Annotated in this window: 28 protein-coding genes; 20 read left to right on the top strand and 8 right to left on the bottom strand. The window is 69.8% G+C overall.

Features of this window, described 5'->3' with window-relative positions; all coding sequences use genetic code 11:
• Positions 1–20 precede the first annotated feature (20 nt).
• On the bottom strand, positions 21–737 hold the full coding sequence (gene ndgR, locus OH809_RS13140) for an IclR family transcriptional regulator NdgR (protein WP_014048551.1): 717 nt from the start codon (positions 735–737) through the stop codon (positions 21–23).
• A 175-nt stretch (positions 738–912) separates the two neighbouring features.
• Here ndgR and leuC point away from each other — a divergent pair, with 175 nt between their 5' ends.
• From leuC to OH809_RS13120, 4 genes are all read left to right on the top strand, one after another.
• Positions 913–2337, top strand: a complete 1425-nt coding sequence (leuC, locus tag OH809_RS13135; protein WP_406515117.1) for a 3-isopropylmalate dehydratase large subunit — start codon at positions 913–915, stop codon at positions 2335–2337.
• A gap of 5 nt (positions 2338–2342) precedes the next feature.
• A complete protein-coding gene (leuD, locus tag OH809_RS13130) occupies positions 2343–2936 on the top strand; it encodes a 3-isopropylmalate dehydratase small subunit (RefSeq protein ID WP_406422220.1) in 594 nt (197 codons plus the stop codon).
• Between the two features lie 104 nt (positions 2937–3040).
• Complete coding sequence (locus tag OH809_RS13125) at positions 3041–3268, top strand: hypothetical protein (protein ID WP_406422221.1); 228 nt, start codon at positions 3041–3043, stop codon at positions 3266–3268.
• A 144-nt stretch (positions 3269–3412) separates the two neighbouring features.
• Positions 3413–4054 (top strand): HU family DNA-binding protein, encoded by a 642-nt coding sequence (locus tag OH809_RS13120; protein ID WP_406422222.1) that lies wholly within the window; start codon positions 3413–3415, stop codon positions 4052–4054.
• A 111-nt stretch (positions 4055–4165) separates the two neighbouring features.
• On the opposite strand, the gene OH809_RS13115 is transcribed toward OH809_RS13120, so the two are convergent.
• Both OH809_RS13115 and cofC read right to left on the bottom strand, forming a co-directional pair.
• On the bottom strand, positions 4166–4369 hold the full coding sequence (locus OH809_RS13115) for a hypothetical protein (protein ID WP_037689929.1): 204 nt from the start codon (positions 4367–4369) through the stop codon (positions 4166–4168).
• 10 nt (positions 4370–4379) lie between these two features.
• Positions 4380–4997 (bottom strand): 2-phospho-L-lactate guanylyltransferase, encoded by a 618-nt coding sequence (gene cofC / locus OH809_RS13110; protein ID WP_406515116.1) that lies wholly within the window; start codon positions 4995–4997, stop codon positions 4380–4382.
• A 230-nt stretch (positions 4998–5227) separates the two neighbouring features.
• Between cofC and OH809_RS13105 the strand changes: the two genes are divergently transcribed.
• The 3 genes from OH809_RS13105 to OH809_RS13095 are packed head-to-tail and all read left to right on the top strand — an operon-like array spanning position 5228 to position 8205.
• A complete protein-coding gene (locus OH809_RS13105; protein ID WP_406422224.1) occupies positions 5228–5980 on the top strand; it encodes a lysophospholipid acyltransferase family protein in 753 nt (250 codons plus the stop codon).
• Complete coding sequence (locus OH809_RS13100) at positions 5977–6987, top strand: NAD(P)H-dependent glycerol-3-phosphate dehydrogenase (RefSeq protein ID WP_406422225.1); 1011 nt, start codon at positions 5977–5979, stop codon at positions 6985–6987. Before OH809_RS13105 ends, OH809_RS13100 begins: the two co-directional genes overlap by 4 nt.
• Positions 6988–7047: 60 nt before the next feature.
• Complete coding sequence (locus tag OH809_RS13095) at positions 7048–8205, top strand: D-alanine--D-alanine ligase family protein (RefSeq protein WP_406515115.1); 1158 nt, start codon at positions 7048–7050, stop codon at positions 8203–8205.
• Between the two features lie 7 nt (positions 8206–8212).
• Here OH809_RS13095 and OH809_RS13090 read toward each other — a convergent pair whose 3' ends face one another.
• A complete protein-coding gene (locus OH809_RS13090) occupies positions 8213–8701 on the bottom strand; it encodes a DUF3515 domain-containing protein (protein WP_406515114.1) in 489 nt (162 codons plus the stop codon).
• Positions 8702–8721: 20 nt separating this feature from the next.
• On the bottom strand, positions 8722–8955 hold the full coding sequence (locus OH809_RS13085) for an Lrp/AsnC family transcriptional regulator (protein ID WP_406422228.1): 234 nt from the start codon (positions 8953–8955) through the stop codon (positions 8722–8724).
• A 320-nt stretch (positions 8956–9275) separates the two neighbouring features.
• Here OH809_RS13085 and OH809_RS13080 point away from each other — a divergent pair, with 320 nt between their 5' ends.
• Complete coding sequence (locus OH809_RS13080) at positions 9276–10247, top strand: thiamine-phosphate kinase (protein WP_406515113.1); 972 nt, start codon at positions 9276–9278, stop codon at positions 10245–10247.
• Between the two features lie 10 nt (positions 10248–10257).
• Positions 10258–11073, top strand: coding sequence for a bifunctional hydroxymethylpyrimidine kinase/phosphomethylpyrimidine kinase (thiD, locus tag OH809_RS13075; RefSeq protein ID WP_406515112.1), 816 nt, complete (start codon positions 10258–10260; stop codon positions 11071–11073).
• Between the two features lie 99 nt (positions 11074–11172).
• On the opposite strand, the gene rpmB is transcribed toward thiD, so the two are convergent.
• Complete coding sequence (rpmB, locus tag OH809_RS13070; protein ID WP_030928661.1) at positions 11173–11358, bottom strand: 50S ribosomal protein L28; 186 nt, start codon at positions 11356–11358, stop codon at positions 11173–11175.
• Positions 11359–11615: 257 nt separating this feature from the next.
• On the opposite strand from rpmB, the gene OH809_RS13065 reads away from it, so the two are divergent.
• The 9 genes from OH809_RS13065 (at position 11616) to mutM (ending at position 21038) form a co-directional block, all read left to right on the top strand.
• The gene (locus OH809_RS13065; protein WP_406422231.1) at positions 11616–13253 is read left to right on the top strand and encodes a DAK2 domain-containing protein; all 1638 of its coding nucleotides are present in this window, start codon (positions 11616–11618) and stop codon (positions 13251–13253) included.
• Positions 13254–13500: 247 nt separating this feature from the next.
• Complete coding sequence (gene recG, locus OH809_RS13060) at positions 13501–15774, top strand: ATP-dependent DNA helicase RecG (RefSeq protein ID WP_406422232.1); 2274 nt, start codon at positions 13501–13503, stop codon at positions 15772–15774.
• Between the two features lie 104 nt (positions 15775–15878).
• Complete coding sequence (rsmD, locus tag OH809_RS13055; protein ID WP_406422233.1) at positions 15879–16463, top strand: 16S rRNA (guanine(966)-N(2))-methyltransferase RsmD; 585 nt, start codon at positions 15879–15881, stop codon at positions 16461–16463.
• A 26-nt stretch (positions 16464–16489) separates the two neighbouring features.
• On the top strand, positions 16490–16969 hold the full coding sequence (coaD, locus tag OH809_RS13050) for a pantetheine-phosphate adenylyltransferase (protein WP_366134445.1): 480 nt from the start codon (positions 16490–16492) through the stop codon (positions 16967–16969).
• Between the two features lie 98 nt (positions 16970–17067).
• Positions 17068–18138: a cell division initiation protein gene (locus OH809_RS13045; protein ID WP_406515111.1), complete on the top strand. Its 1071-nt coding sequence runs from the start codon at positions 17068–17070 to the stop codon at positions 18136–18138.
• A gap of 180 nt (positions 18139–18318) precedes the next feature.
• Positions 18319–18990, top strand: a complete 672-nt coding sequence (locus OH809_RS13040; RefSeq protein WP_406422235.1) for a YceD family protein — start codon at positions 18319–18321, stop codon at positions 18988–18990.
• 2 nt (positions 18991–18992) lie between these two features.
• A complete protein-coding gene (gene rpmF, locus OH809_RS13035) occupies positions 18993–19166 on the top strand; it encodes a 50S ribosomal protein L32 (protein WP_003965982.1) in 174 nt (57 codons plus the stop codon).
• A 19-nt stretch (positions 19167–19185) separates the two neighbouring features.
• Positions 19186–20010, top strand: coding sequence for a ribonuclease III (rnc, locus tag OH809_RS13030; RefSeq protein ID WP_406422236.1), 825 nt, complete (start codon positions 19186–19188; stop codon positions 20008–20010).
• Between the two features lie 158 nt (positions 20011–20168).
• Complete coding sequence (gene mutM / locus OH809_RS13025) at positions 20169–21038, top strand: bifunctional DNA-formamidopyrimidine glycosylase/DNA-(apurinic or apyrimidinic site) lyase (protein ID WP_406422237.1); 870 nt, start codon at positions 20169–20171, stop codon at positions 21036–21038.
• On the opposite strand, the gene OH809_RS13020 is transcribed toward mutM, so the two are convergent.
• Positions 21028–21432 (bottom strand): winged helix-turn-helix transcriptional regulator, encoded by a 405-nt coding sequence (locus OH809_RS13020; RefSeq protein ID WP_406515110.1) that lies wholly within the window; start codon positions 21430–21432, stop codon positions 21028–21030. The genes mutM and OH809_RS13020 overlap by 11 nt on opposite strands.
• Positions 21433–21549: 117 nt before the next feature.
• Entirely contained in the window at positions 21550–22482 is a 933-nt protein-coding gene (locus OH809_RS13015) for a CAP domain-containing protein (RefSeq protein ID WP_406515109.1), read from the bottom strand.
• A gap of 148 nt (positions 22483–22630) precedes the next feature.
• Here OH809_RS13015 and OH809_RS13010 point away from each other — a divergent pair, with 148 nt between their 5' ends.
• Positions 22631–22912: an acylphosphatase gene (locus OH809_RS13010; RefSeq protein ID WP_093778642.1), complete on the top strand. Its 282-nt coding sequence runs from the start codon at positions 22631–22633 to the stop codon at positions 22910–22912.
• Positions 22913–23351: 439 nt separating this feature from the next.
• Positions 23352–23564 carry a hypothetical protein gene (locus OH809_RS13005; protein WP_018551753.1) on the top strand — a complete coding sequence of 71 codons (213 nt, stop codon included), beginning with the start codon at positions 23352–23354 and terminating at the stop codon, positions 23562–23564.
• Positions 23565–23764: the final 200 nt, after the last annotated feature.

The raw sequence follows: 23764 nt of genomic DNA, 5'->3' as shown, positions 1-23764 counted from the left end.
GCCTGTAGGTGATCCGTACGTCAGCCGGTGCGGCGCAGGGCCTCGCTCAGCCGGGCCGCCGAGTCGATGACCGCCTGGGCGTGCATCCGGCCCGGGTGGCGGGTCAGCCGCTCGATCGGTCCGGAGACCGAGACCGCGGCGACCACCCGGTTCGACGGCCCGCGTACCGGCGCCGAGACCGAGGCGACGCCCGGCTCCCGCTCGCCGATCGACTGGGCCCAGCCCCGGCGGCGCACGCCCGAGAGCGCCGTCGCCGTGAAGCGGGCGCCCTGGAGGCCGCGGTGCAGGCGCTCCGGCTCCTCCCAGGCCATCAGGATCTGGGCCGAGGAGCCCGCCTTCATGGTCAGGGTGGAGCCCACCGGTACGGTGTCCCGCAGTCCGGACAGCCGCTCCGCCGCAGCCACGCAGATCCGCATGTCGCCCTGCCGGCGGTAGAGCTGCGCGCTCTCGCCGGTGATGTCCCGCAGATGCGTGAGCACCGGGCCGGCCGTCGCCAGCAGGCGGTCCTCGCCTGCCGCGGCCGCGAGCTCCGCCAGTCGGGGGCCGAGGATGAATCGGCCCTGCATGTCCCTCGCCACCATCCGGTGGTGTTCCAGTGCCACAGCCAGTCGATGAGCTGTGGGTCGTGCAAGCCCGGTCGCCGCGACCAGCCCGGCGAGGGTGGCCGGGCCGGACTCCAGGGCGCTCAATACCAGAGCCGCCTTGTCGAGAACGCCGACGCCGCTAGAATTGTCCATACGACGATACTCGCGTCTCACTCTGTGAAACGCAAGTTCAATTTCCGGCGGAAGTTGCGAACCTGTAGGGGCGGCCGCACAACGGCCCGTAGCCACCGCCCCGTACGGGGGTCCGGACGGCAGCGCACCGAAATCTCTAGTTGGGCCGGCGAAGACGCCGGCCGGAGGGAAAGCGATGGGTAGGACACTCGCGGAGAAGGTCTGGGACGACCACGTCGTCCGGCGCGCGGACGGCGAGCCCGATCTTCTCTTCATCGATCTGCACCTGCTGCACGAGGTGACCAGCCCCCAGGCCTTCGACGGCCTCCGGCAGGCCGGACGCCGGGTGCGGCGCCTCGACCTCACCATCGCCACCGAGGATCACAACACCCCGACCCTCGACATCGACAAGCCGATCGCCGACCCGGTCTCCCGCGCCCAGTTGGAGACCCTGCGCAAGAACTGCGCGGAGTTCGGCGTACGGCTGCACCCGCTGGGCGACGTCGAGCAGGGCGTCGTGCACGTGGTCGGCCCGCAGCTGGGGCTGACCCAGCCCGGCACCACGGTCGTCTGCGGCGACTCCCACACCTCCACGCACGGCGCTTTCGGCGCGCTGGCGTTCGGTATCGGCACCAGCCAGGTCGAGCACGTCCTGGCCACGCAGACGCTGCCGCTGGCCCGCCCGAAGACCATGGCGATCACCATCGGCGGCGAACTGCCCGACGGTGTCACGGCCAAGGACCTGATCCTCGCGATCATCGCCCGGATCGGCACCGGCGGCGGCCAGGGCTACATCCTCGAATACCGCGGCTCCGCCATCGAGAAGCTCTCGATGGAAGCCCGGATGACCATCTGCAACATGTCGATCGAGGCAGGCGCCCGGGCCGGCATGATCGCCCCGGACGAGACCACGTTCGACTATCTGAAGGGCCGCGACCACGCCCCTCAGGGCGAGGACTGGGACGCCGCCGTCGCGTACTGGAAGACGCTGCGCACGGACGACGACGCGGTCTTCGACGCCGAGGTCGTCATCGACGCCGCCGAACTGGCGCCGTTCGTCACCTGGGGCACCAACCCCGGCCAGGGCGCGCCCCTGTCGGGACACGTCCCCGACCCGGCTTCGTACGAGGACGCCTCGGAGCGGAACGCCGCCGAAAAGGCCCTGGAATACATGGGGTTGACCGCCGGACAGCCGCTGCGCGAGATCAACGTCGACACCGTCTTCGTAGGCTCCTGCACCAACGGCCGGATCGAGGACCTGCGCAACGCGGCCGCGATCCTGGACGGCCGCAAAGTCGCCGACGGCGTACGGATGCTGGTCGTCCCGGGCTCGGTCCGGGTCGCCCTGCAGGCCGTCGAGGAGGGCCTGAACAAGGTCTTCACCGCGGCCGGCGCGGAATGGCGGCACGCGGGCTGCTCGATGTGTCTCGGCATGAACCCCGACCAGCTGGCCCCCGGCGAGCGCTCCGCGTCGACCTCGAACCGTAACTTCGAGGGCCGGCAGGGCAAGGGCGGCCGTACCCACCTGGTCTCCCCGCAGGTCGCCGCCGCCACCGCCGTGCTGGGCCATCTGGCCTCGCCGGCCGACCTGTCCGACGCCCTTACGTCCGCCGGAGTCTGAGAACCATGGAAGCTTTCACCGCACACACCGGCCGGGCCGTCCCGCTGCGCCGCAGCAACGTCGACACCGACCAGATCATCCCCGCCCACTGGCTGAAGAAGGTCACCCGCGACGGCTTCGAGGACGGGCTCTTCGAGGCATGGCGCAAGGACCCCGAGTTCGTCCTCAACCGGCCCGAGCGGGACGGCGCAACGGTCCTGGTGGCCGGTCCCGACTTCGGTACCGGGTCCTCCCGTGAACACGCCGTCTGGGCCCTGCAGAACTACGGCTTCAAGGCGGTCATCTCCTCCCGGTTCGCCGACATCTTCCGCGGCAACTCGCTGAAGAACGGGCTGCTGACCGTGGTCCTCGACCAGAAGGTCGTCGACGCACTGTGGGAGCTGACCGAGGCCGACCCGGCCGCCGCGGTCACCGTCGACCTGGAGGCACGCCAGGTCCGAGCCGAGGGCATCACCGCCGACTTCGAGCTCGACGCGAACGCCCGCTGGCGACTGCTGAACGGGCTGGACGACATCAGCCTCACCCTTCAGAACGAAGCGGACATCGCGACTTATGAGGTGGCAAGGCCGACCTTCAAGCCGCGTACAATTAACGCCTGAGCAGCGCGTTTCCAGTACTGCGCCCCCTGCCTTCTGGTAGGGGGCGCAGTCGCTTGTTGAGACCCCATCGGGCGACAACTCGCCCCAGATGGCACAATCGGTGCATGGAACGCGACAGCCAACTCAAGCTTTACGGCCAAGTCGCCGACCGATTGAAGGAAGCGCACACAACAGTGCGCGCACTGCAAGTCCCGGAGGGCGTACGGATGGCGCTGTCCCGGAAGCTGTTGGTCATCACGGCCGCGGCGAAGCATGATCTCCCGGATGCGGCAAGGCGTCTGGACCGGTTGATGAAGGACCTCGATGAGGGCCGATTCCCCGAAGGTGACTGACCTCTGCGGAACTGCGCAGTGGTCGACTTCGTTGCGGCACTAGGGTGATTAGCCCGTTTCGTGTTTGATTTGCGGTATATATCTGCCTAACGTGCGAAAACGCTTGAACGCTTACGTTCTGGCAATGTCTCCGAAGGGGAAGACGTGAACAAGGCACAGCTCGTAGAAGCGATTGCCGACAAGGTCGGCGGCCGTCAGCAGGCCGCGGACGCGGTCGACGCGGTACTCGACGCGATCGTCCGTGCAGTTGTCGCGGGGGACCGGGTCTCGGTCACCGGTTTCGGCTCGTTCGAGAAGGTCGACCGCCCGGCCCGCTACGCCCGCAACCCGCAGACGGGTGAGCGCGTGCGGGTCAAGAAGACCTCGGTGCCCCGTTTCCGCGCGGGACAGGGCTTCAAGGACCTGGTCAGCGGCTCGAAGAAGCTCCCCAAGCACGATGTGGCCGTGAAGAAGGCGCCCAAGGGCAGCCTCTCGGGTGGTGTTTCCGCCCGTGCGACCACCAAGGCCGCGGCCAAGAAGGCCGCCGCCAAGAAGGCCGCGGTGAAGAAGGTCACCGCCAAGAAGACCGTGACGGCGGCGAAGACCGCCGCGGCCAAGAAGGTCACCGCGAAGAAGACCACGGCAGCCGCGAAGACCACCGCAGCGGCCAAGAAGACGACGGCTGCCAAGAAGGCCGTCGCCGCCAAGACCGCGCCCGCCAAGAAGGCCGCGGCGAAGAAGGCGCCCGCGAAGAAGGCCACGGCGCGCAAGACCACGGCCAAGAAGGCCGTCGCACGGAAGAAGTGAGACCGAGCAGCGCAGGGCTACTCACACGCGCCGGGCCGGGCTCCCCTGGGGGAGCCCGGCCCGCGGGCTGTCCGGGGAGCGTTGAGCGGCCCCGTGGGCCGGACGCGCCCTTCAGAACGTCTGCAGCGTCACCAGGGTGATTCGCAGGGTCGCTCCCTCGCCCTCCACCTCGATCCGCACCCGCTGCCCCGGGCGCAGCAACCGCAGGCCACCCGCGTCGAAGGCGGGGGCGTCGAATTCCACCGGGGTGCCGTCGTCGAGCAGCACACTGCCGGTGCGGGTCTCGGGGTCGTACGTGTACGAGGTCGCCTGCATGAACGGCAGCCTATCGGTCCCTCGCGGGCACTTCCGCGGCCAAGCTGCCCGCCGTGTGCGGACCCACCCCGAGGGCCAGCGCGGCCCGCAGATCGGCGCCGGTGTCCACGTCCTGGCGGACCGAGTCGATACCGGCCGGGACTATTTCCACCGCGCCGGAGGCAAGATGCCGAGCCCGGGACGGACCACCGAAAGCCGGACGCAATTCCACCCCCGCCGAAGCCGACAGAAAAGTCGTGCCGATTCCTGCCGCATCCGTAACAAATGCGCGCGGAAATTCAGCGGCGAATTCGAGCACCCGGGCCAATTCCGCGGGACGCAGCGCGGGCAGATCCGCGTTGAGCGCGGCGAGTGCCGCGGCGGGCCTTCGGTCGCGTATCGCCCGCTCCCCGTGGGCCAGCGCGGCATTGAGCCCGGCGGTCGGCCGGTCGGGAACGATGCGCGCGCCGAGCGCCGAGAGCGCGCCCCCGGCCACCGGGTCGTCCGTGACGACCACCACATCCCGTACCGCCCGGCAGGCCAGCGCGGCGGCCACGGTGTCCTGGGCGAAGGCCAGAGCGAGCCGGGGGCGCAGCAAGGGGCCCGTTGCCTGCGTCAGTCTGCTCTTGGCCCGTGCCAGCGGCTTCAACGGGACGACCAGGGACCACAGCCCGGTCCGGTCGGTGTTCGTGGCGATCTCCCCCCTCGGTGCGCATCGCCGCTTATTCTCGCCTGCCGGTACGACAACGCGGTGCGACAACCAGAAGGGGAGGCCCCGGGGGCGGGGCGTACGGTGTTCTCGACAGAGCAGGGGCCTGGGGTGACACTTGACCGCCACAGGCAGGCAAACATGTCAGGTCCGTAGAGGAAGGTGTCCGAGTGTCCGGCCGCAGAATCGGCTTCTGGTACCGCCTGGCGGCGGTCATCGCAAAACCGCCGCTGGTGGTTCTGTTCAAGCGTGACTGGCGGGGAATGGAGCACATTCCGGCCGAAGGCGGATTCATCACTGCGGTCAATCACAACTCGTATCTGGACCCGCTCTCCTACGGTCATTTCCAGTACAACACCGGCCGGGTGCCGCGGCTCCTCGCCAAGGCGGGGCTCTTCAAGACACCCTTTGTCGGAATGATGCTGCGTGGCACCGGACAGATCCCCGTGTACCGCGAGACGACCAATGCGCTGGACGCCTTCCGGGCCGCCGTCGACGCCATCGAGCGCGGCGAATGCGTCGCCTTCTATCCGGAGGGGACCCTCACCCGCGACCCCGACATGTGGCCGATGGCCGGCAAGACCGGAGCCGCCCGCGTCGCGTTGATGACGAAGGCCCCGGTCATCCCCGTTGCCCAGTGGGGCGCGAACCTGGTGATGCCGCCGTACGCCAAGGAGAAGAAGCTCCGACTCTTCCCGCGCAAGACCCTCCAGGTGCAGGCCGGTCCACCCGTCGACCTCTCCCGGTTCTACGACAAGGAGCCGACGCCCGACGTCCTGCGCGAGGCGACCGAGGTCATCATGGCCGCGGTGACCGCACAGCTGGAGGACGTCCGCGGCGAGAAGGCGCCCGCCGAGCTCTACGACCACCACAAGGCGCGTGCCGAACAGCGGCGCAAGGCCGAAGGAGAGGGACCCAAGTGACGCACCCCGTAAAAGCAGCCGTCTTCGGAACCGGCTCATGGGGTACGGCCTTCGGCATGATCCTCGCCGACGCCGGCTGCCAGGTCACCCTCTGGGGCCGCCGCGCCGAGGTCGCCGAGGCCATCAACACGACTCGTACCAACCCCGAATATCTGCCGGGAATTGAACTCCCCGAGTCCATCCGGGCCACCACCGACGCCGCCCGGGCGCTGCGCGGCGCCGACTTCGCCGTACTCGTCGTGCCCTCCCAGACGCTGCGCGCCAACCTCGCCGACTGGGCCCCGCACCTCGACCCCGACACCGTCCTCGTCTCGTTGATGAAGGGCGTCGAACTCGGCACCGCGAAGCGGATGAGCGAGGTCATCGAGGACGTCACCAAGGTCTCCGCAGACCGCATCGCCGTCGTCACCGGACCCAACCTGGCCAAGGAGATCGCCGAACGCCGCCCCGCAGCGGCCGTCGTCGCCTGCCAGGACGAGTCGGTGGCCCAGCGCCTCCAGGCCGCCTGCCACACCCCGTACTTCCGCCCGTACACCAACACCGATGTGGTCGGCTGCGAGCTCGGCGGCGCGGTGAAGAACGTCATCGGTCTCGCTGTCGGCATCGCCGACGGGATGGGGCTCGGCGACAACGCCAAGGGCTCGCTCATCACCCGCGGCCTCGCCGAGACCACCCGGCTCGGTCTCGCCATGGGCGCCGACCCGCTGACGTTCTCCGGACTCGCGGGCCTCGGCGACCTCGTGGCGACGTGCTCCTCGCCGCTGTCGCGCAACCACACCTTCGGCACCAACCTCGGCCGCGGCATGACGCTGGAAGAGACCATCGCCGTCACCAAGCAGACCGCCGAGGGCGTCAAGTCCTGTGAATCGGTGCTCGATCTGGCGCGCCGGCACGGCGTCGACATGCCCATCACGGAGACGGTCGTCTCCATCGTCCACGAGGGCAAGCCGCCGATGGTCGCTCTGGGCGAGCTGATGTCGCGCAGCGCGAAGGCCGAGCGGCACTGACGCCCGACCGGCCCCGGTGACACTGACGCGACCCGTACCAGCAGGTACGCTCAACGCGATATGAGCAGCGAGAACCTCCCCCAGAGCCCGGAGCAGCAGCTCCGCAAGCCGCGCGTGGCCGTCGTGTTCGGCGGCCGCAGCTCCGAACACGGTATTTCGGTCGTCACGGCAGGTGCCGTCCTGAACGCCATCGACCGGACGAAGTACGACGTCCTGCCGATCGGCATCACGACGGACGGCCGCTGGGCGCTCACCGCCGACGAGCCCGCACGCATGGCCATCACGGACCGGAAGATGCCGGACGTGGCTCAACTGGCCGAGTCCTCCGAGGGCGGCGTGGTGCTCTCCGTCGACCCCGGCAGCCGCGAAGTGGTCTACAGCGAGCCCGGCTCGGTGCCCAAGGCGCTCGGCGAGGTCGACGTCGTCTTCCCCGTCCTGCACGGGCCGTACGGCGAGGACGGCACGCTTCAGGGGCTCCTGGAGCTGTCCGGCGTGCCGTACGTGGGTGCCGGTGTGCTCGCCTCGGCGGTCGGCCAGGACAAGGAATACATGAAGCGGGTGTTCACGTCGTTCGGGCTGCCCGTCGGCCCGTACGTCGTCGTCCGCCCCCGCGAATGGGACAACGACCGCCTCGCCGCCCGCAAGCGCATCGTGGACTTCGCCGGGGAACACGGCTGGCCGCTCTTCGTCAAGCCCGCGCGGGCCGGCTCGTCCATCGGCATCACCAAGGTCGACGACCTCTCCGGACTCGACGAGGCGATCGAGGAAGCCCGCCGCCACGACCCCAAGTTCCTCGTCGAGTCGCTGCTGCGTGGCCGCGAGATCGAGTGCGGGGTGCTGGAGTTCGAGGACGGACCGCGTGCCAGCGTGCCCGCCGAGATCCCGCCGGTCACCTCGCACGACTTCTACGACTTCGAGGCCAAGTACATCGACTCGGCGTCCGGGATCGTGCCCGCCCCGCTCACCGAGGAGCAGACCGCCGAGGTCCAGCGGCTCGCGATCGACGCGTTCGAGGCGGCGTCCTGCGAGGGCCTGGTGCGCGCCGACTTCTTCCTCACCGAGGACGGCACGTTCGTCATCAACGAGATCAACACGCTGCCGGGCTTCACCCCGATCTCCATGTACCCGCGGATGTGGCAGGAGAGCGGTGTGAGCTACCAGGAGCTGGTCGACCGGCTGATCCAGGCGGCGTTGACCCGGCCCACCGGCCTGCGCTGACCCGGCGCTACACGCTACTGGGGACCGTCTTCCTGACGGCTGCGGCGAACGCCGCCAGCGGGCTGGCGTCATGGGCGTACGCCGTCGAGAGCGTCACCTCGACATACGCCTTGCGATAGGTCGTGGTGAAGCGCGGACCGGCGTCCTCCGGCTGCTCCAGCAGCCAGTTGACGCCGTCCGCGTCGGTCCCCTTGGCCATGGGATCGTCCATCTTCGCGGGCCGGTCGACACCGCAGCGCAGTACGATCGCCCCGTCCCCCCATGAGGCGGTCAGCACGGACTTCGGCCCGGAGTCGTCACGGTTCTGTCCGGCAACGGTCTCCGGCAGCTCCTTGTGCAGGGCACCGCAGTAGGCTGCGACTTCCGGCATCGGGGTGGGGACCGTGATCGACGCCGCGACGTCCGTTGTGGAACAGCCCGCCGTGGCCAGCACCAGAACGGCAGCGGACGGACCGAGAAACACGGGGCGGCGGAGCCGGCGGCGGAAGGACGTCACCGGCCCAGCGTAGACGGGGGCTACAGGTGGACGACCGGGCAGGTCAGTGTTCTGGTGATGCCTTCCACCTGCTGGACCTTGGCGACCACCATGCGGCCGAGCTCATCGACTGTGTCGGCCTGCGAGCGCACGATCACGTCGTAGGGGCCGGTGACGTCCTCTGCCTGGATCACTCCCGGGATTTTCGCGATGGTCTCGGCGACGGTCGACGCCTTGCCCACCTCGGTCTGAATAAGGATGTACGCCTGTACCACGGAACCTCCAGGGCGGCCACGAGGATCATGTGGGGGAAAGAGACGCCACGGTATCGCGTTGCCGAGGGCGGCGGGGAGACCTGTGGAACGGATGACGTCCACAGCGTGGCGCACGGATGCCATGAGTTGACGTATGCCTTGACAGTACCGACAGCACTGAAGGCCCGCGACCGCAAGCGCAGCGGTGCGGACGAGGGACAGGCATGCCGGTGACAACGGGGGCAGACTGCTCCCGGCGGCGGCCGGGCCACGGCCCGGACCACCGGCCGCCGACCCAGACCGGACGTCCGTCCGGCGCGACAGATGAGAGGTGAGACTCGGTGAAGGGAACCGTGGGCGAGTTGGGGGAGTTCGGGCTCATCAAGGAGCTCACGTCCCGGCTCACCAGCACTCCGGCGGTACGGCTCGGACCTGGCGACGACGCCGCGGTCGTGGCCGCTCCCGACCGCAGGGTCGTGGCCAGTACGGACATCCTGTTGGAGGGACGGCACTTCCGCCGCGACTGGTCGACGGCGTACGACGTCGGACGCAAGGCCGCCGCACAGAACCTCGCCGACATCGCCGCCATGGGCGCCGTCCCCACCGCGCTGCTGCTCGGCCTGGTCGTCCCGGCCGAACTCCCGGTCACCTGGGCGGGCGAGTTGATGGACGGCATCCGTGACGAGTGCCAGGTCGCGGGGGCGGCCGTGGTCGGCGGTGACGTCGTCGGCGGGGAGACCATCACCGTCGCGATCACCGCACTCGGCGATCTGCGCAACCACGAACCCGTCACCCGGGCCGGTGCCCGACCCGGCGATGTCGTCGCCGTCACCGGCTGGCTCGGCTGGTCCGCCGCCGGGTACGCGGTCCTGTCCCGCGGCTTCCGCTCGCCGCGCGCCTTCGTCGAGGCCCACCGGCGCCCCGAACCGCCGTACCACGCGGGCCCCGCGGCCGCCGGACTCGGCGCCACCGCCATGACGGACGTCAGTGACGGACTCGTCGCCGACCTCGGACACATTGCCGAGGCCAGCCAGGTCCGGATCGATCTGCGGTCCGGGCTGATCGACATCCCCTCGCAGATGTCCGACATCGGCCAGGCGGTCGGCGTGGACCCGCTCCAGTGGGTGCTCACCGGGGGAGAGGACCATGCGATCGTCGCGACCTTCCCCCAGGACGTGAAGCTGCCCGCCCGCTGGAAGGTGATCGGCGAGGTCCTCAACCCGTCGGTGCTGCCCCAGGTGACGGTCGACGGGGCCCCGTGGACCAGCAAGGGTGGCTGGGACCACTTCGGCGGCATCGAGGACGCCCGGTAGATTGAGGCGTATGCCCGTATCTTCTGCCGCACCGCAGGTACCGCTCGTCCCACCCCGTGTGCTCACCGTCGCCGGATCCGACTCCGGCGGCGGTGCGGGCATCCAGGCCGACCTCAAGACGATGCTGGCGCTCGGCGTGCACGGCATGAGCGTGATCACCGCGGTGACCGCGCAGAACTCGCTGGGTGTCCAGGGGGCATGGGAGCTGCCCGTGGAGGCGGTACGGACCCAGTACCGCAGCGTCGTCGACGACATCGGCGTCCAGGCGGTGAAGACCGGCATGCTCGCGTCGGCCGCCCTCGTCGAGACCGTCGCCGCACTTCTCGCGGGAACGGACGCCCCGGTGGTCGTCGACCCGGTGGGGGTCTCCAAGCACGGTGATCCACTGCTCGCTGCCGAAGCCCTCGATTCCGTACGGACGAAACTGCTGCCGGTCGCCACGGTGGCAACCCCCAACCTGGACGAGGTGGCGCAGCTCACCGGCGTGACGGTCACGGACGAGACCGGAATGAGGCAGGCCGCGGCGGAGATCCTGGGATACGGGCCGCGCTGGGTCGTCATCAAGGGCGGTCACCTGCCCGGCGAACCGGTCGACCTCCTCACGGACGGCACCGAGGAGCACTGGCTGCGCGCCCCCCGCCACGACAACCGGCACACGCACGGCACGGGCTGCACCCTCGCCTCCGCGATCGCCTGCGGGCTGGCCCGGGGCAACGACGTACCGGCGGCCGTACGGGCCGCGAAGGCGTACGTCACCGGGGCGATCGCGGCGGGCTTCCCACTGGGCACCGGGATCGGCCCGGTCCGGCACGGCTGGCAGCTGTAACGACCTCTCCGCGACGGGGAGTGGGGCACAGCAAAAAGCCGGTCCACCGAGGTGGACCGGCTTTTTGGGCAACCGGAAGGCTGCGCTACGACGGGAACGTCAGCGCGCGACCTTGCCGGCCTTGATGCACGAGGTGCAGACGTTGAGCCGCTTCGGCGTCCGACCGACCACGGCACGCACGCGCTGGATGTTGGGATTCCAGCGACGGGACGTACGGCGGTGCGAGTGCGAAATGTTGTTGCCGAAGCCCGGCCCCTTGCCGCAGACGTCGCAGTTGGCAGCCACGGGTCACTCCAAAGACTTCAGGTGCACTTACAGTGAATTCCGGCGCGCCGGAATCATTTGACTGAAGTGGCGGTACCGGAGGAAAGGCCCGACTCTCATCGGGCAACCGAAGCAGCATACAACGGCTGCGTCGGTGGAACGAAACTACCATGGGTTTCCCCGCCGTCTGCCCTGCCCCTGTCCCCGCCGGACGCACCGGGCGGGACTAGTCTGCGGTTCAGTCAGCCCGCACGGCCGCTCTCCAGGAGGAACACCAGGTGCCGCAGACCGCCGACGACATGAACGCCGTCGCGGTGCGTACCTGGTGCTCACTGGCGCTGGAGGCGTTGGGCCGGGAGCGTGAGGCGATCGACGCGATCAACGTCTACCCCGTCGCGGACGGGGACACCGGCACCAACCTCTATCTGACGGTGGAATCGGCGGCGGCCGCCGTCGAGGCGGTCTTCGCCGCCCACGAGACCGGTACGTCCGTGCCCGCCCTCGCCGATGTCGTACGAGCCATGGCACACGGGGCGCTGATCGGCGCCCGCGGCAACTCCGGCACGATCCTTGCGCAGCTGTTGCGCGGCATGGCGGAGGTGCTGGCCGACGGGCACGATGCGGACCATCTGCGCCGCGCCCTGACCCGGGCCGCCGAGGCCGCCCGGCAGGCCGTCGCGCACCCTGTCGAGGGCACGGTGCTGACCGTGGCCTCGGCGGCCGCCGAGGCCGCCGGGTGCACGGCGGGCGACCCGAGACCGGAAGCGGTCGCGCAGGCGGCGTACGAAGGGGCGCGTACGGCACTGGACGCGACCCCCGGGCAGCTCGCCGTCCTCGGGCGGGCGGGAGTCGTCGACGCCGGAGGCCGTGGCCTGGTGACCGTCCTGGGGGCGCTTGTCGAGGCGGTCTCCGGTGAGGCGCCCGCACGCGGGACCTGGGTGACGCCCGACATCGCCCCCGTGACCGCTGCCGTCGCCGACGACTGCGCGGCAGGCGGCCCGGCGGACGGACCCGCCTTCGAGGTGATCTATCTCCTGGAGGCCCGGGACGACGCCGTCGACCGGCTGCGGGCCCGGCTCGACGGGCTCGGCGACTCGCTTGTCGTGGTCGGCGGCGACGGGCTGTGGAACGTCCACGTCCATGTCGACGACGCCGGTGCGGCGGTGGAGGCCGGGGTCGAGGCGGGCAGACCGTACCGGATCCGGATCACCCACTTCGGCGCCGACCGGGTCCACCCCCGCCACAGCGAGCCCGCCCAGCGCGGTGTCGTCGTGGTGGTCCCGGGCGACGGGCTCTCCGGGCTGTGCACGGAGGCCGGCGCGACCACGGTGCTCGCCCGCCCCGGAGAGCCGCCCGCCAGCGGTGAACTGGTCGATGCGATCCGTCGCGCCCACGCCCGCGAGGTGGTCCTCCTGCCCAACGACGCGGAGCTGCGCCACACGGCCGCGGCGGCCGCGGAGCAGGCCCGAACGGAAGGCATCAGGGTCGCCCTGATCCCGACCCGCGCCGCCGTCCAGGGCATCGCGGCGCTCGCCGTCCACGAACCGGACCGCAGCTTCGACGAGGACGTGGTGGCGATGACCGCCGCGGCCGGCGCCACCCGGTACGCCGAACTGGCCGTCGCCGAGCGGCAGTCGTGGACCATGGCGGGCATCTGCCAGGCCGGCGACATCCTGGGGCTGATCGACGGCGATGTGGCGGTCATCGGCGAGGACGTGCCCGGCACGGCCCGGGCCGTCCTCGACCGGATGCTGTCGGCGGGCGGTGAACTCGTGACGCTGGTCCTGGGCGAGGACGTGCCGGACAGCCTGGCGGAGGCACTGCAGGAGCATGTGCGCGAGGGGTACCTGGCGGTGGACACGGTGGTGTACCGGGGCGGCCGCCAGTGCGCTCCGCTGCTGATCGGGGTGGAGTAGGACAACCCGCCCCCGGGGCCGGGTTGTCCTCGATCGCCGGCCGGGCGGCGACATCGAGTCCGTCCAGCGATCGACGGCGCAACGGTCACCGCGGATGTCATCGTCGCAGCGCCGTTGGAGGACGGGCGACGGGGCGGGCCGGGCGATCGCGAGCGAGGAGCCGGGGACCGGTCCCAGTGGCGCGCAGACGTTTCCGACCAGGGGATTCCGGTGGTGCGGGCGACTTCTGTCAGTGGCGTGGTGTGCAATGGATCGCGTGTCCGCGTTCGATGAACCCCTGAAGAAGCTGCTCGGCGGTGCCACCGCGAAGGTGATGGCCGAGCACCTCGACCTGCACACGGTCGGTGATCTGCTGCACCACTACCCGCGGCGGTACGAGGAGCGCGGCCAGCTCACCGCGCTGGCGGACCTCCCGCTGGACGAGCACGTGACCGTCGTCGCCCAGGTCGCCGACGCGCGGATCATGGTGTTCAACAACGGCAGGGGCAAGCGCCTGGAGGTGACCCTCACCGACGGCAGCGGCCGGCTGCAGCTGGTCTTCTTCGGCCACGGCGTGCACAAGCCGCACAAGGAGCTCCTGCCGGGCCGCCGGGCGATGTTCGCGGGCAAGGTCTCCGTCTTCAACCGGAAGATGCAGCTCGCGCACCCCACGTACCAGCTGCTCGACACCGCGGACGCCGACGAGGCCACGGAGGCGGTGGACGCCTTCGCCGGGCGGCTGCTGCCCATCTATCCCGCCTGCAAGCAGCTCGACTCCTGGCGGATCGCCAAGGCCGTCGACACCGTGCTGCCCAGCGCCCGGGACGCCGTTGACCCGCTGCCGCTCCCGCTGCGCGAGGGGCGTGGCTTCACCCCGCTGCCCGAGGCACTGCTGAAGATCCACCGCCCGCAGACCAAGGCGGACATCGCCGACGCCAGGGACCGGCTGAAGTGGGACGAGGCGTTCGTCCTGCAGGTCGCGCTCGCCCGCCGACGGTACGCGGACACCCAGCTCCCGGCGGTGGCACGCAGGCCAGGGCACGGCGGGCTGCTCGACGCCTTCGACGCCAAACTGCCGTTCACCCTCACCGAGGGCCAGGAGAAGGTCTCCAAGGAGATCTTCGACGACCTGGCGACCGAGCACCCGATGCACCGGCTGCTGCAGGGCGAAGTCGGGTCCGGGAAGACCATGGTCGCGCTGCGCGCCATGCTCGCCGTCGTCGACGCGGGCGGACAGGCCGCGATGCTCGCCCCCACCGAGGTGCTCGCCCAGCAGCACCACCGCTCCATCACCGAAATGATGGGCGAGCTCGCCGAAAACTGGGGGCTGTGGCGCGAAGCGCCTCCTCAGGAGGGGCGGCGGTCGGGCGACGGGCGGGCGCTGGACGGCTCCGACCTCGGTACGAAGGTGGTGCTGCTGACCGGGTCCATGGGGATGGCGGCCCGCCGTCAGGCGTTGCTGGACCTGGTCACCGGCGAGGCCGGGATCGTGATCGGCACGCATGCGCTGATCGAGGACAAGGTGCAGTTCCACGACCTGGGGCTGGTCGTCGTCGACGAGCAGCACCGCTTCGGCGTGGAACAGCGCGACGCGCTGCGGTCCAAGGGGAAGCAGCCGCCGCACCTGCTGGTGATGACCGCCACCCCCATTCCCCGTACGGTCGCGATGACGGTCTTCGGCGACCTGGAGACGTCCGTCCTGGACCAGCTGCCGGCGGGCCGCTCGCCGATCGCCAGCCATGTCGTCCCCGCCAAGGACAAGCCGCACTTCCTCAGCCGCGCCTGGGAGCGGGTCCGCGAGGAGGTCGGGAACGGGCATCAGGCATACGTCGTCTGCCCCCGGATCGGTGACGACGCCGACGACGAGGCCGAGAAGAAGAACAGGAAGAAGGCCGCGGAGAAGGCAGCCGAGGAGGACGGGGAGAAGCGCCCGCCGCTCGCGGTCCTGGAGATCGCCGAACAGCTCGCCAAGGGCGCCCTGGCCGGTCTGCGCATCGAGGTGCTGCACGGCAGGATGAACCCCGACGACAAGGACGACGTGATGCGCCGCTTCGCCGCGGGCCAGGTCGACGTCCTGGTCGCGACGACCGTCATCGAGGTCGGGGTCAACGTCCCCAACGCCACCGCGATGGTGATCATGGACGCCGACCGGTTCGGCGTCTCCCAGCTCCACCAGCTCCGCGGCCGGGTCGGCCGGGGCTCCGCCGCCGGCCTCTGCCTGCTCGTCAGCGAGGCGCACGAGGCGAGCCCCGCCCGCGCCCGGCTCTCCGCCGTCGCCGCCACCCTCGACGGCTTCGAACTGTCCCGGATCGACCTCGAACAGCGCCGCGAGGGCGATGTCCTCGGCCAGGCCCAGTCCGGGGTCCGCACGTCCCTGAGGGTGCTCTCCGTCATCGACGACGAGGAGGTCATCGCCGCAGCCCGCGAGGAGGCCGTGACGATCGTCGCAGCGGATCCGGACCTGGACCGCCTCCCGGAGCTGCGCACCGCGCTGGCCGCCCTGCTCGACAAGGAGCGCGAGGAGTACCTCGACAAGGGCTGAGCGCACGGGGCCCCCGGGCCCCGGCGGGCCGGACGCCATATCGTGGGATGCACGGCGCCCGCCCCACCCCGGCGGGCCACCCCCGACCCGAGGATCAGACACCCATGACCCGCGTGATCGCCGGCTCGGCCGGCGGACGCCGCCTGGCCGTCCCGCCCGGCTCCGGCACCCGCCCCACCTCCGACCGCGCACGCGAGGGCCTGTTCTCCACCTGGGAAGCGCTCCTGGGCACCCTGGAGGGCATCCGAATCGCGGATCTGTACGCGGGCTCGGGCGCCGTCGGTCTCGAAGCGCTCTCCCGCGGCGCGGTCCACGCCCTGCTCGTCGAGGCCGACACCAAGGCCGCCCGCACGGTCCGGGACAACGTCCGTACGCTCGGTCTGCCCGGCGCCGAAGTCCGTACCGGCAAAGCCGAACAGATCATGACAGGACCGACGCCCGCGGACCCGTACGACGTGGTCTTCCTGGATCCGCCGTACGCCGTCACCGATGGCGACCTTGGCGAGATACTGCTCACACTCCGTGCTCAGGGCTGGCTCACCGACGATGCCCTCGTCACCGTGGAACGGAGCACCAGAGGCGGAGAATTCAACTGGCCCAAGGGATTCGAGCCACTGCGGGCCCGTCGCTACGGCGAGGGAACGCTTTGGTACGGTCGCGCCGCCTCTACGTGCGAAGACGCACGATGACCGCACCGGAGAGCGAGGGACTCAAGTTGCGCCGCGCCGTCTGTCCGGGGTCGTTCGACCCCATCACCAATGGACACCTCGACATCATTGGCCGCGCCTCGAAGCTGTACGACGTCGTACATGTCGCGGTGATGATCAACCAGTCCAAGAAGGGCCTGTTCACGATCGACGAGCGGATCGAGCTGATCCGTCAGGTCACCGCGGACTTCGGCAACGTCGAGGTCGAGTCCTTCCACGGCCTCCTGGTCGACTTCTGCAAGCAGCGCGACATCCCGGCGATCGTGAAGGGCCTGCGGGCCGTCAGCGACTTCGACTACGAGCTGCAGATGGCCCAGATGAACAACGGCCTCTCCGGGGTCGAGACGCTCTTCGTGCCGACAAATCCCACGTACAGCTTCCTGTCGTCCTCCCTGGTCAAGGAGGTCGCGGCCTGGGGCGGCGACGTCTCGCACCTGCTGCCGCCGCTGGTCCACGAGGCACTCGTCGAACGTCTCGCCCAGCAGTGATGCACTGACAGTCCGTCACCCGGTGTCGGACGGGCGCCGACTGGCCGTACAGTCGTCCCGTCCGTCTCCAATCAGCAGTAGAGAGTGGCGAGCACACGGTGGACGTGCAGAAGAAGCTCGACGAGATCGTCGAAGCGGTCAGGAACGCCCGGTCCATGCCCATGTCGGCGTCGTGCGTGGTCAACCGCGCCGATCTGCTCGCCATGCTCGAAGAGGTACGTGAAGCCCTCCCCGGCTCACTTGCCCACGCCCAGGAACTCATCGGCGGCCGGGAGCAGATGGTCGAGCAGGCCCGACAGGAGGCCGAGCGGATCATCGAGACCGCCCACGCCCAGCGCGGCTCACTGATCTCCGACACCGAGATCGCCCGGCAGTCCCGGACCGAGGCCGACCGCATCCTCGACGAGGCCCGCCAGGAGGCCGACGAGGTACGCGCCGAGGCCGACGAGTACGTCGACAGCAAGCTCGCCAACTTCGAGGTCGTCCTCACCAAGACCATCGGCTCCGTCGACCGGGGCCGCGAGAAGCTCCTCGGCCGTGGCCAGGGCTTCGACGAGCAGGGGTACGAGGATCCCGACTTCGCCGAGGCCCCCGAGCGCAGCGCCGACCCGGAGACGCTCCGGCGCCGCGCCGACGAGTACGTGGACACCAAGCTCGGCGCGTTCGAGGCCGTGCTCGCCAAGACCCTGGAAGCGGTCGGCCGCGGCCGGCAGAAGCTGCACGGCCGGGTCGCCACCGACGAGCTCGGCGCGCACATGGCCGCCCAGGATGCCGCGGGCAGCCAGGGCCACACCAGCGACGATGACCACTGGGCCGGTCTCGCCGAGCTCGCCACCCCGGAGCCGCAGCCGGTGCCCCAGCAGGTCCAGCCGCACTTCCCGGCACAGGCGCAGCCGAGCTACGCGGAGACGTACGCGTACCAGGAGCAGCCGCAGCAGGACATGTACGGGTACCAGCAGCAGCCGGACCCGTACGCCGCCTATCAGCAGCAGGGCTACGACGAGGGCCAGGCACAGCTGCAGCCGCAGGGGTACGACGGCTGGCAGCAGCCGATGGCGGCGCACCAGCCCCTTCCGCCGCAGGGCGAGAGCGCCCTCGACGAGACCAGCCTCTTCGACACCAGCATGATCGACATCGATCAGCTCCGCCGGTACGAGCAGGAGCGCTGACCGGGGCGACCCGGACACAGACCGACCGGTTCCGGCCGGTTCGGGACCGGAATCGGACCCGGTTGGGAGCAGGGTAACGCGTCCAGTATCCTGGTTCTTCGGTCGCGCGTAGATCTGCGATCCCGGCTGCTCGCTTCGACTCCGATCCGGTCGGCCCCTCCCCACGGTGCGCTTTGCGCCATGCGTACGATTTCGAAAGCAGGAAAAGCCCTGAACGGCCACCTCGACCACCGAAACCCTCTCGTGTTCGATACGCACGAGCTGGGTCGGCGTCCCGGTGCCCTCCTGCGGCTGACCCGCTCGGTGGACGCGCCCCAGGACCTCGGTATCGACGGGGTCATCGGTGTGCCGGAAGACGCACCCGTGGAGCTGGAGCTCCGCCTCGAATCGGTCATGGAAGGGGTGCTCGTCACAGGCACCGCCCGTGCGTCGGCCGAGGGGGAGTGCGTAAGGTGTCTGGAGCCGCTGCGCCAAGAGGTTGCGGCGGACTTCCAGGAGATGTTCTCGTACCCTGACGCCGATGACCGGGGCCGCAGCAAGGCGGCGGACCCGGCCGACGACGCCGAGGACGACGAGGACAGGCTCTTCATCGAGGACGGCTTGTTCGACCTCGAACCAGTGCTGCGTGATGCGGTGGTGCTCGCACTGCCGATGCAGCCGGTGTGCCGGGAGACCTGTGCCGGCCTGTGTTCCGAATGCGGGATCAGGCTGGACGAGAACCCCGGTCACCACCACGATGCCGTCGACATCCGTTGGGCGGCATTGCAAGGACTCGCCGAGACCGTTCAGGACGGCGAGAAGGACAACATGGGCGGCGCCGAAGCGGGCGTCGACGAGAAGCAGGAGAAGTAGCCGTGGCTGTTCCGAAGCGGAAGATGTCGCGCAGCAACACGCGCCACCGCCGGTCGCAGTGGAAGGCTGCGGTCCCCACCCTGGTTTCGTGCGAGCGTTGCCAGGAGCCGAAGCTGCAGCACATCGCGTGCCCCAGCTGCGGCACGTACAACAAGCGCCAGGTCCTCGAAGTCTGAGCGGCTGGTGAGAGGCCCGATGTCTGAGTTGTCCCACGCCAAGAAGCAGGCAGACAACGTCAACACAGCCTCGTCCCACACGCTTCTGGAAGGGCGGCTCGGGTATCACCTTGAGTCCGCCCTTCTGGTGCGTGCGCTGACCCACCGTTCGTACGCATACGAGAACGGCGGCCTGCCCACCAACGAGCGGCTCGAATTCCTCGGGGATTCGGTACTCGGCCTGGTGGTCACGGACACGCTGTACCGTACCCACCCCGACCTGCCCGAAGGCCAGCTGGCCAAGTTGCGGGCCGCGGTGGTCAACTCGCGTGCACTTGCGGAGGTGGGCCGCGGCCTCGACCTCGGCTCCTTCATCCGGCTCGGCCGGGGCGAAGAGGGTACGGGCGGCAGGGACAAGGCATCCATCCTCGCCGACACGCTTGAAGCGGTGATCGGCGCGGTCTATCTCGATCAAGGCCTCAGTGCGGCCTCGGAGCTGGTCCACCGGCTCTTCGACCCGCTGATCGACAGGTCCTCCAACCTCGGCGCCGGCCTGGACTGGAAGACCAGCCTCCAGGAGCTCACCGCGAGCGAGAGCCTCGGAGTCCCCGAGTACCTCGTCACGGAGACCGGCCCGGACCACGAGAAGACCTTTACTGCTGCTGCTCGCGTCGGTGGTGTCTCGTACGGCACCGGCACCGGCCGTAGCAAGAAGGAAGCGGAGCAGCAGGCGGCGGAGTCCGCCTGGCGCGAGATCAGCGCCGCTGCGGAGCAGCGGGAGGCCGCGGCGAAGGCCGCAGCCGACGGAGGGGCCGCCGACACCCCTGCCGGCCCGTTGCCGTCCACGGACGTCACTCCGGCCTGACCTGGGAACCCCTCGGTGCCTCGTGCGCCGGGGGGTTCTCCCTGTCCGGACCCGGGGCGTGACCGCACAGTCACGCCGCGGGGGCGTCCGGCGGATCGGCCGTACACCCCCCAATTGCCGGTCGGTCTAAACTGTTCAGTCTCTTGAGGAGCCACTCCGTGCCCGAGCTGCCTGAGGTCGAAGTCGTACGGCGCGGTCTCGATCGCTGGGTCACCGGCCGCACGGTCGGTGAGGTCGAGGTCCTGCACCCGCGCGCGGTCCGCCGCCATCTCGCGGGTTCCACGGACTTCGCGGCCCGGCTCAGGGGCAGCCGCTTCGGTACGGCCATGCGCCGCGGCAAGTACCTGTGGGTTCCGCTGGACGACGACTCCTCCTCGCTCCTCGGCCACCTCGGCATGAGCGGTCAGCTGCTCGTACAGCCGCAGGACACCCCCGACGAGAAGCATCTCCGGATCCGGATCCGCTTCGACGACGCCCTCGGCACCGAGCTGCGCTTCGTCGACCAGCGGACCTTCGGCGGGCTCTCCGTCCACGAGAACACCCCGGACGGGCTGCCCGACACCATCGCGCACATCGCCCGCGACCCCCTGGACCCCGCCTTCGACGACGCGGCGTTCGACACCGCTCTGCGTCTGCGCCGGACGACGGTCAAGCGTGCCCTTCTCGACCAGGCGCTGATCAGCGGCGTCGGCAACATCTACGCGGACGAGGCGCTCTGGCGCGCCAGGCTGCACTACGACCGGCCCACCGCGACCCTGACCCGGCCCAGGTCGGCCGAGCTGCTCGGCCATGTCCGCGACGTGATGAACGCGGCGCTCGCGCAGGGCGGCACCAGCTTCGACAGCCTCTACGTCAATGTGAACGGCGAGTCGGGCTACTTCGACCGGTCGCTCGACGCGTACGGGCGCGAGGACGAGCCCTGCCACCGCTGCGGTACGGCGATGCGCCGCCGCCCGTGGATGAACCGCTCCAGCTACTACTGCCCGAGCTGCCAGCGGCCGCCGCGGGCCAACACGCCTAGAGCGTGACCTCGCGCGCCTCGTCGTAACGGCTGCGGGCGTCGAGGACCTCGGGCATCCGGCCCTCGACGAGCTGGATCAGCCCGAGCAGCCGGCCGGCGACCTCGCGTCCCAGCGGGGTCAGCTCGTAGTCGACGCGCGGCGGATTGGTGGGCTGCGCCTCCCGGAGGACGAGGCCGTCCCGCTCCAGTGCGTGAAGCGTCTGGGAGAGCATCTTCTCGCTCACCCCGTCGACCCTGCGGCGCAGTTCGTTGAAGCGGGCGCCCGTCTCGTACAGCGCGGTCAGCGTCAGGCTGCCCCAGCGCCCGGTGACGTGCTCCAGGGTGCCGCGCGAGGGGCACCGCCGGGAGAACACGTCGAAGGGCAGGCTGTCGGCGCCGTCCCGCGGGGGGGTCTCGTCCACGAGAAACAGCTTACGCCCGCACAGCGCTCTCTTTTGGAGTGCGCTGTGCGAGCGTAAGTGATGAGGCAGAAGTGCGGCCCATGCGCTCCAGAAGGAATCCTGGAGGGCCCGGAAGGATCAGAAGCCGAAGTCCTGGGTCCACCAGGGGCCGCCGGAGCCGAAGTGCACTCCCACGCCGAGGGTCTCGTAGTCACAGTTGAGAATGTTTGTGCGGTGGCCGTCGCTGTTCATCCAGGAGTCCATCACGGCCTGTGCGTCCGCCTGGCCGCGGGCGATGTTCTCGCCGCCGAGCCCCGTCACACCGGCCTTCGACGCGCGGTCCCAGGGGGTCCGGCCGCCGGGGTCGGTGTGGTCGAAGAAGCCGCGGGCCGCCATGTCGTCACTGAAGTTCTGGGCGAGCGAGGTGAGCGGGGCACTGGCCGTGACCGGGCTGCAGCCGACCTTCGCGCGCTCCTGGTTGACCAGCGCGAGCACGGCGGCCTGGGCGGAGGTGTCGCCGGCCGGGGTCGTGGCCCTGCGCGCCGGAGCGGCGGCAGATGTCGTCGGCGCCGCCGAGGCCGTGGCGGACGGCGCGGAACCGGTCGTCCCGGCCGCCGCGGGCGCCTTCGTCCTCTCCGTCCGCTCGGCCGTCTTCGAAGGGGGGGCGGACGGCGTGGCCGAGGTGCTGGGGGAGCCCGACCGCTCGGACTTCCGGGGCCCCGCGGAACGCTCGGTGCTGCGGCCGGCCTCGGCCGACGCGATACCGCGGCCGGCCGGAGCGGTGGTGGAGCCGCCCTGCGTCAGCAGGTCCGGCGCTCCCTGGGAGCGGACCTGGTCGGCGGCCGCGCCACCGGTCACGTGGTACGTGCCGCCGCCGGGCAGCAGACCCGAAGCCACGGCCACGGCTCCGACGGCCATCGCAGCGGAGACGCCGATCAGTCCCGTACGCACGGGCATGCCGGACCGCTTCCTGCGGCGCGCGCCGCGGTGCGCGCGGGCATTCGCGGCCGCGGACGTGTCAGTGGCCGAACCTGCCACGGGACCTGCGGCGGAGCGTCGATGGCGTCCCATCTGCTGTCCCCTTCCGGCGGTCTGGACGCCAGGATCGGCGTCAATACGCCTCACCCGATCGAGTGAGGCTCTGGTTTCGACGGGACTGTACGCCATGGCTCAACAGGGTGAAGTGACCCTTGAGCAATTGGCCGGTTAGCGTTCGGCCATGAACGAAGATGTACGACTCACCGCCTGGGTGCGCGGCCGAGTACAGCAAGTAGGGTTCCGCTGGTTCACCAGGGCAAATGCTTTGGAGATCGGTGGCCTCACCGGATTCGCCCTCAATCTCGACGACGGTCGAGTGCAAGTTGTCGCCGAGGGACAACGTGAGAATTGCCACCGCCTGCTGGAGTGGCTGCGCTCCGACGACACACCCGGACGCGTGGATGGAGTCACTGAGATCTGGGACACCCCGCGCGGCGGTTACGAGGGGTTTGCCATCCGCTGATCCCGTTCCGAATGAGGTCCGAATTCGGGGTCGTGTTCGGACCGTGTTCGACAGGCGGCGAGGGGTGACGAGAAGGGCCGCTCATCTGCGTACACATGAAATGACCTGCGGAAGGACCGGACAGTTGCCAAGATTCGGTTGCCGTGCCAGGCTGCGGCAGTAAGGATGATCTCCACGCCCCCCAGGGCCCCGCAGGAGAGTCGCGCCGCGTGATCGTCAAGCCGCGCGCCCCCGGGTCACCCGCGTCTACGGGGTGTGATCGTGTTGACCGTCAAACTTTTTGGTGAGACGCTGAAAACCCCGCGCACCTTAGCTGTTTGGCAGAGTTCTTTGGCAGCAGAACCGCAGTGATGACAGAGCACTGCCGAGCACCGCGGGTGCGATTCCCTCACGACCCACACCGCATCGGTCGGTCACTCAGTGTGGAGGACCATCCATCATGGCAAAGGCGCTTCTCGGTTACGTCGGCGGTTCCGACCCGCGACTCCTCGCCGAGATGCGACGGCTCCAGCAGCGCGTCCAGGACCTGGAATCCGAGCTCGTACGGATCCAGGACGAGAATGACGCGCTCAACGCCGCCGCCCAGCACCAAGAGTCGCTGCTCGACAGCATCGACATCGACGTACCTCAGGCGGAGCCGGCGCTGACCTGACCGAGGGCCCACAGGGGCCGGTCGGGCTGCTCGCGTCAGCCGTCTGAGTTCATCACCGGATCGTCACCGGAATCGTCACCGGATCATTGAAGATCATCACTGTGATCTGTCGCCTTCTTGATCCGCCGCGTTCTTTGATCCGTCACGCAGCACTGCGCAAGATTTGCAAGGGGCGCTTCGGCGTCCCTTCTTTCTTTTCC

The sequence above is a fragment of the Streptomyces sp. NBC_00873 genome (assembly GCF_045207415.1).
GTDB lineage: Bacteria > Actinomycetota > Actinomycetes > Streptomycetales > Streptomycetaceae > Streptomyces.
This window is presented reverse-complemented; position numbering and strand designations above follow the sequence as displayed.

Bases quoted from the DNA above. Each gene is read 5' to 3' on its own strand.
- OH809_RS13005 (WP_018551753.1), top strand. From the start codon at position 23,352: ATGGCAAAGGCGCTTCTCGGTTACGTCGGCGGTTCCGACCCGCGACTC.
- thiD (WP_406515112.1), top strand. From the start codon at position 10,258: ATGCCCGTATCTTCTGCCGCACCGCAGGTACCGCTCGTCCCACCCCGT.
- recG (WP_406422232.1), top strand. From the start codon at position 13,501: ATGGATCGCGTGTCCGCGTTCGATGAACCCCTGAAGAAGCTGCTCGGC.
- OH809_RS13010 (WP_093778642.1), top strand. From the start codon at position 22,631: ATGAACGAAGATGTACGACTCACCGCCTGGGTGCGCGGCCGAGTACAG.
- leuD (WP_406422220.1), top strand. From the start codon at position 2,343: ATGGAAGCTTTCACCGCACACACCGGCCGGGCCGTCCCGCTGCGCCGC.
- OH809_RS13095 (WP_406515115.1), top strand. From the start codon at position 7,048: ATGAGCAGCGAGAACCTCCCCCAGAGCCCGGAGCAGCAGCTCCGCAAG.
- OH809_RS13125 (WP_406422221.1), top strand. From the start codon at position 3,041: ATGGAACGCGACAGCCAACTCAAGCTTTACGGCCAAGTCGCCGACCGA.
- OH809_RS13115 (WP_037689929.1), bottom strand. From the start codon at position 4,369: ATGCAGGCGACCTCGTACACGTACGACCCCGAGACCCGCACCGGCAGT.
- OH809_RS13040 (WP_406422235.1), top strand. From the start codon at position 18,319: ATGCGTACGATTTCGAAAGCAGGAAAAGCCCTGAACGGCCACCTCGAC.
- rsmD (WP_406422233.1), top strand. From the start codon at position 15,879: ATGACCCGCGTGATCGCCGGCTCGGCCGGCGGACGCCGCCTGGCCGTC.
- ndgR (WP_014048551.1), bottom strand. From the start codon at position 737: ATGGACAATTCTAGCGGCGTCGGCGTTCTCGACAAGGCGGCTCTGGTA.
- leuC (WP_406515117.1), top strand. From the start codon at position 913: ATGGGTAGGACACTCGCGGAGAAGGTCTGGGACGACCACGTCGTCCGG.
- rnc (WP_406422236.1), top strand. From the start codon at position 19,186: ATGTCTGAGTTGTCCCACGCCAAGAAGCAGGCAGACAACGTCAACACA.
- OH809_RS13015 (WP_406515109.1), bottom strand. From the start codon at position 22,482: ATGGGACGCCATCGACGCTCCGCCGCAGGTCCCGTGGCAGGTTCGGCC.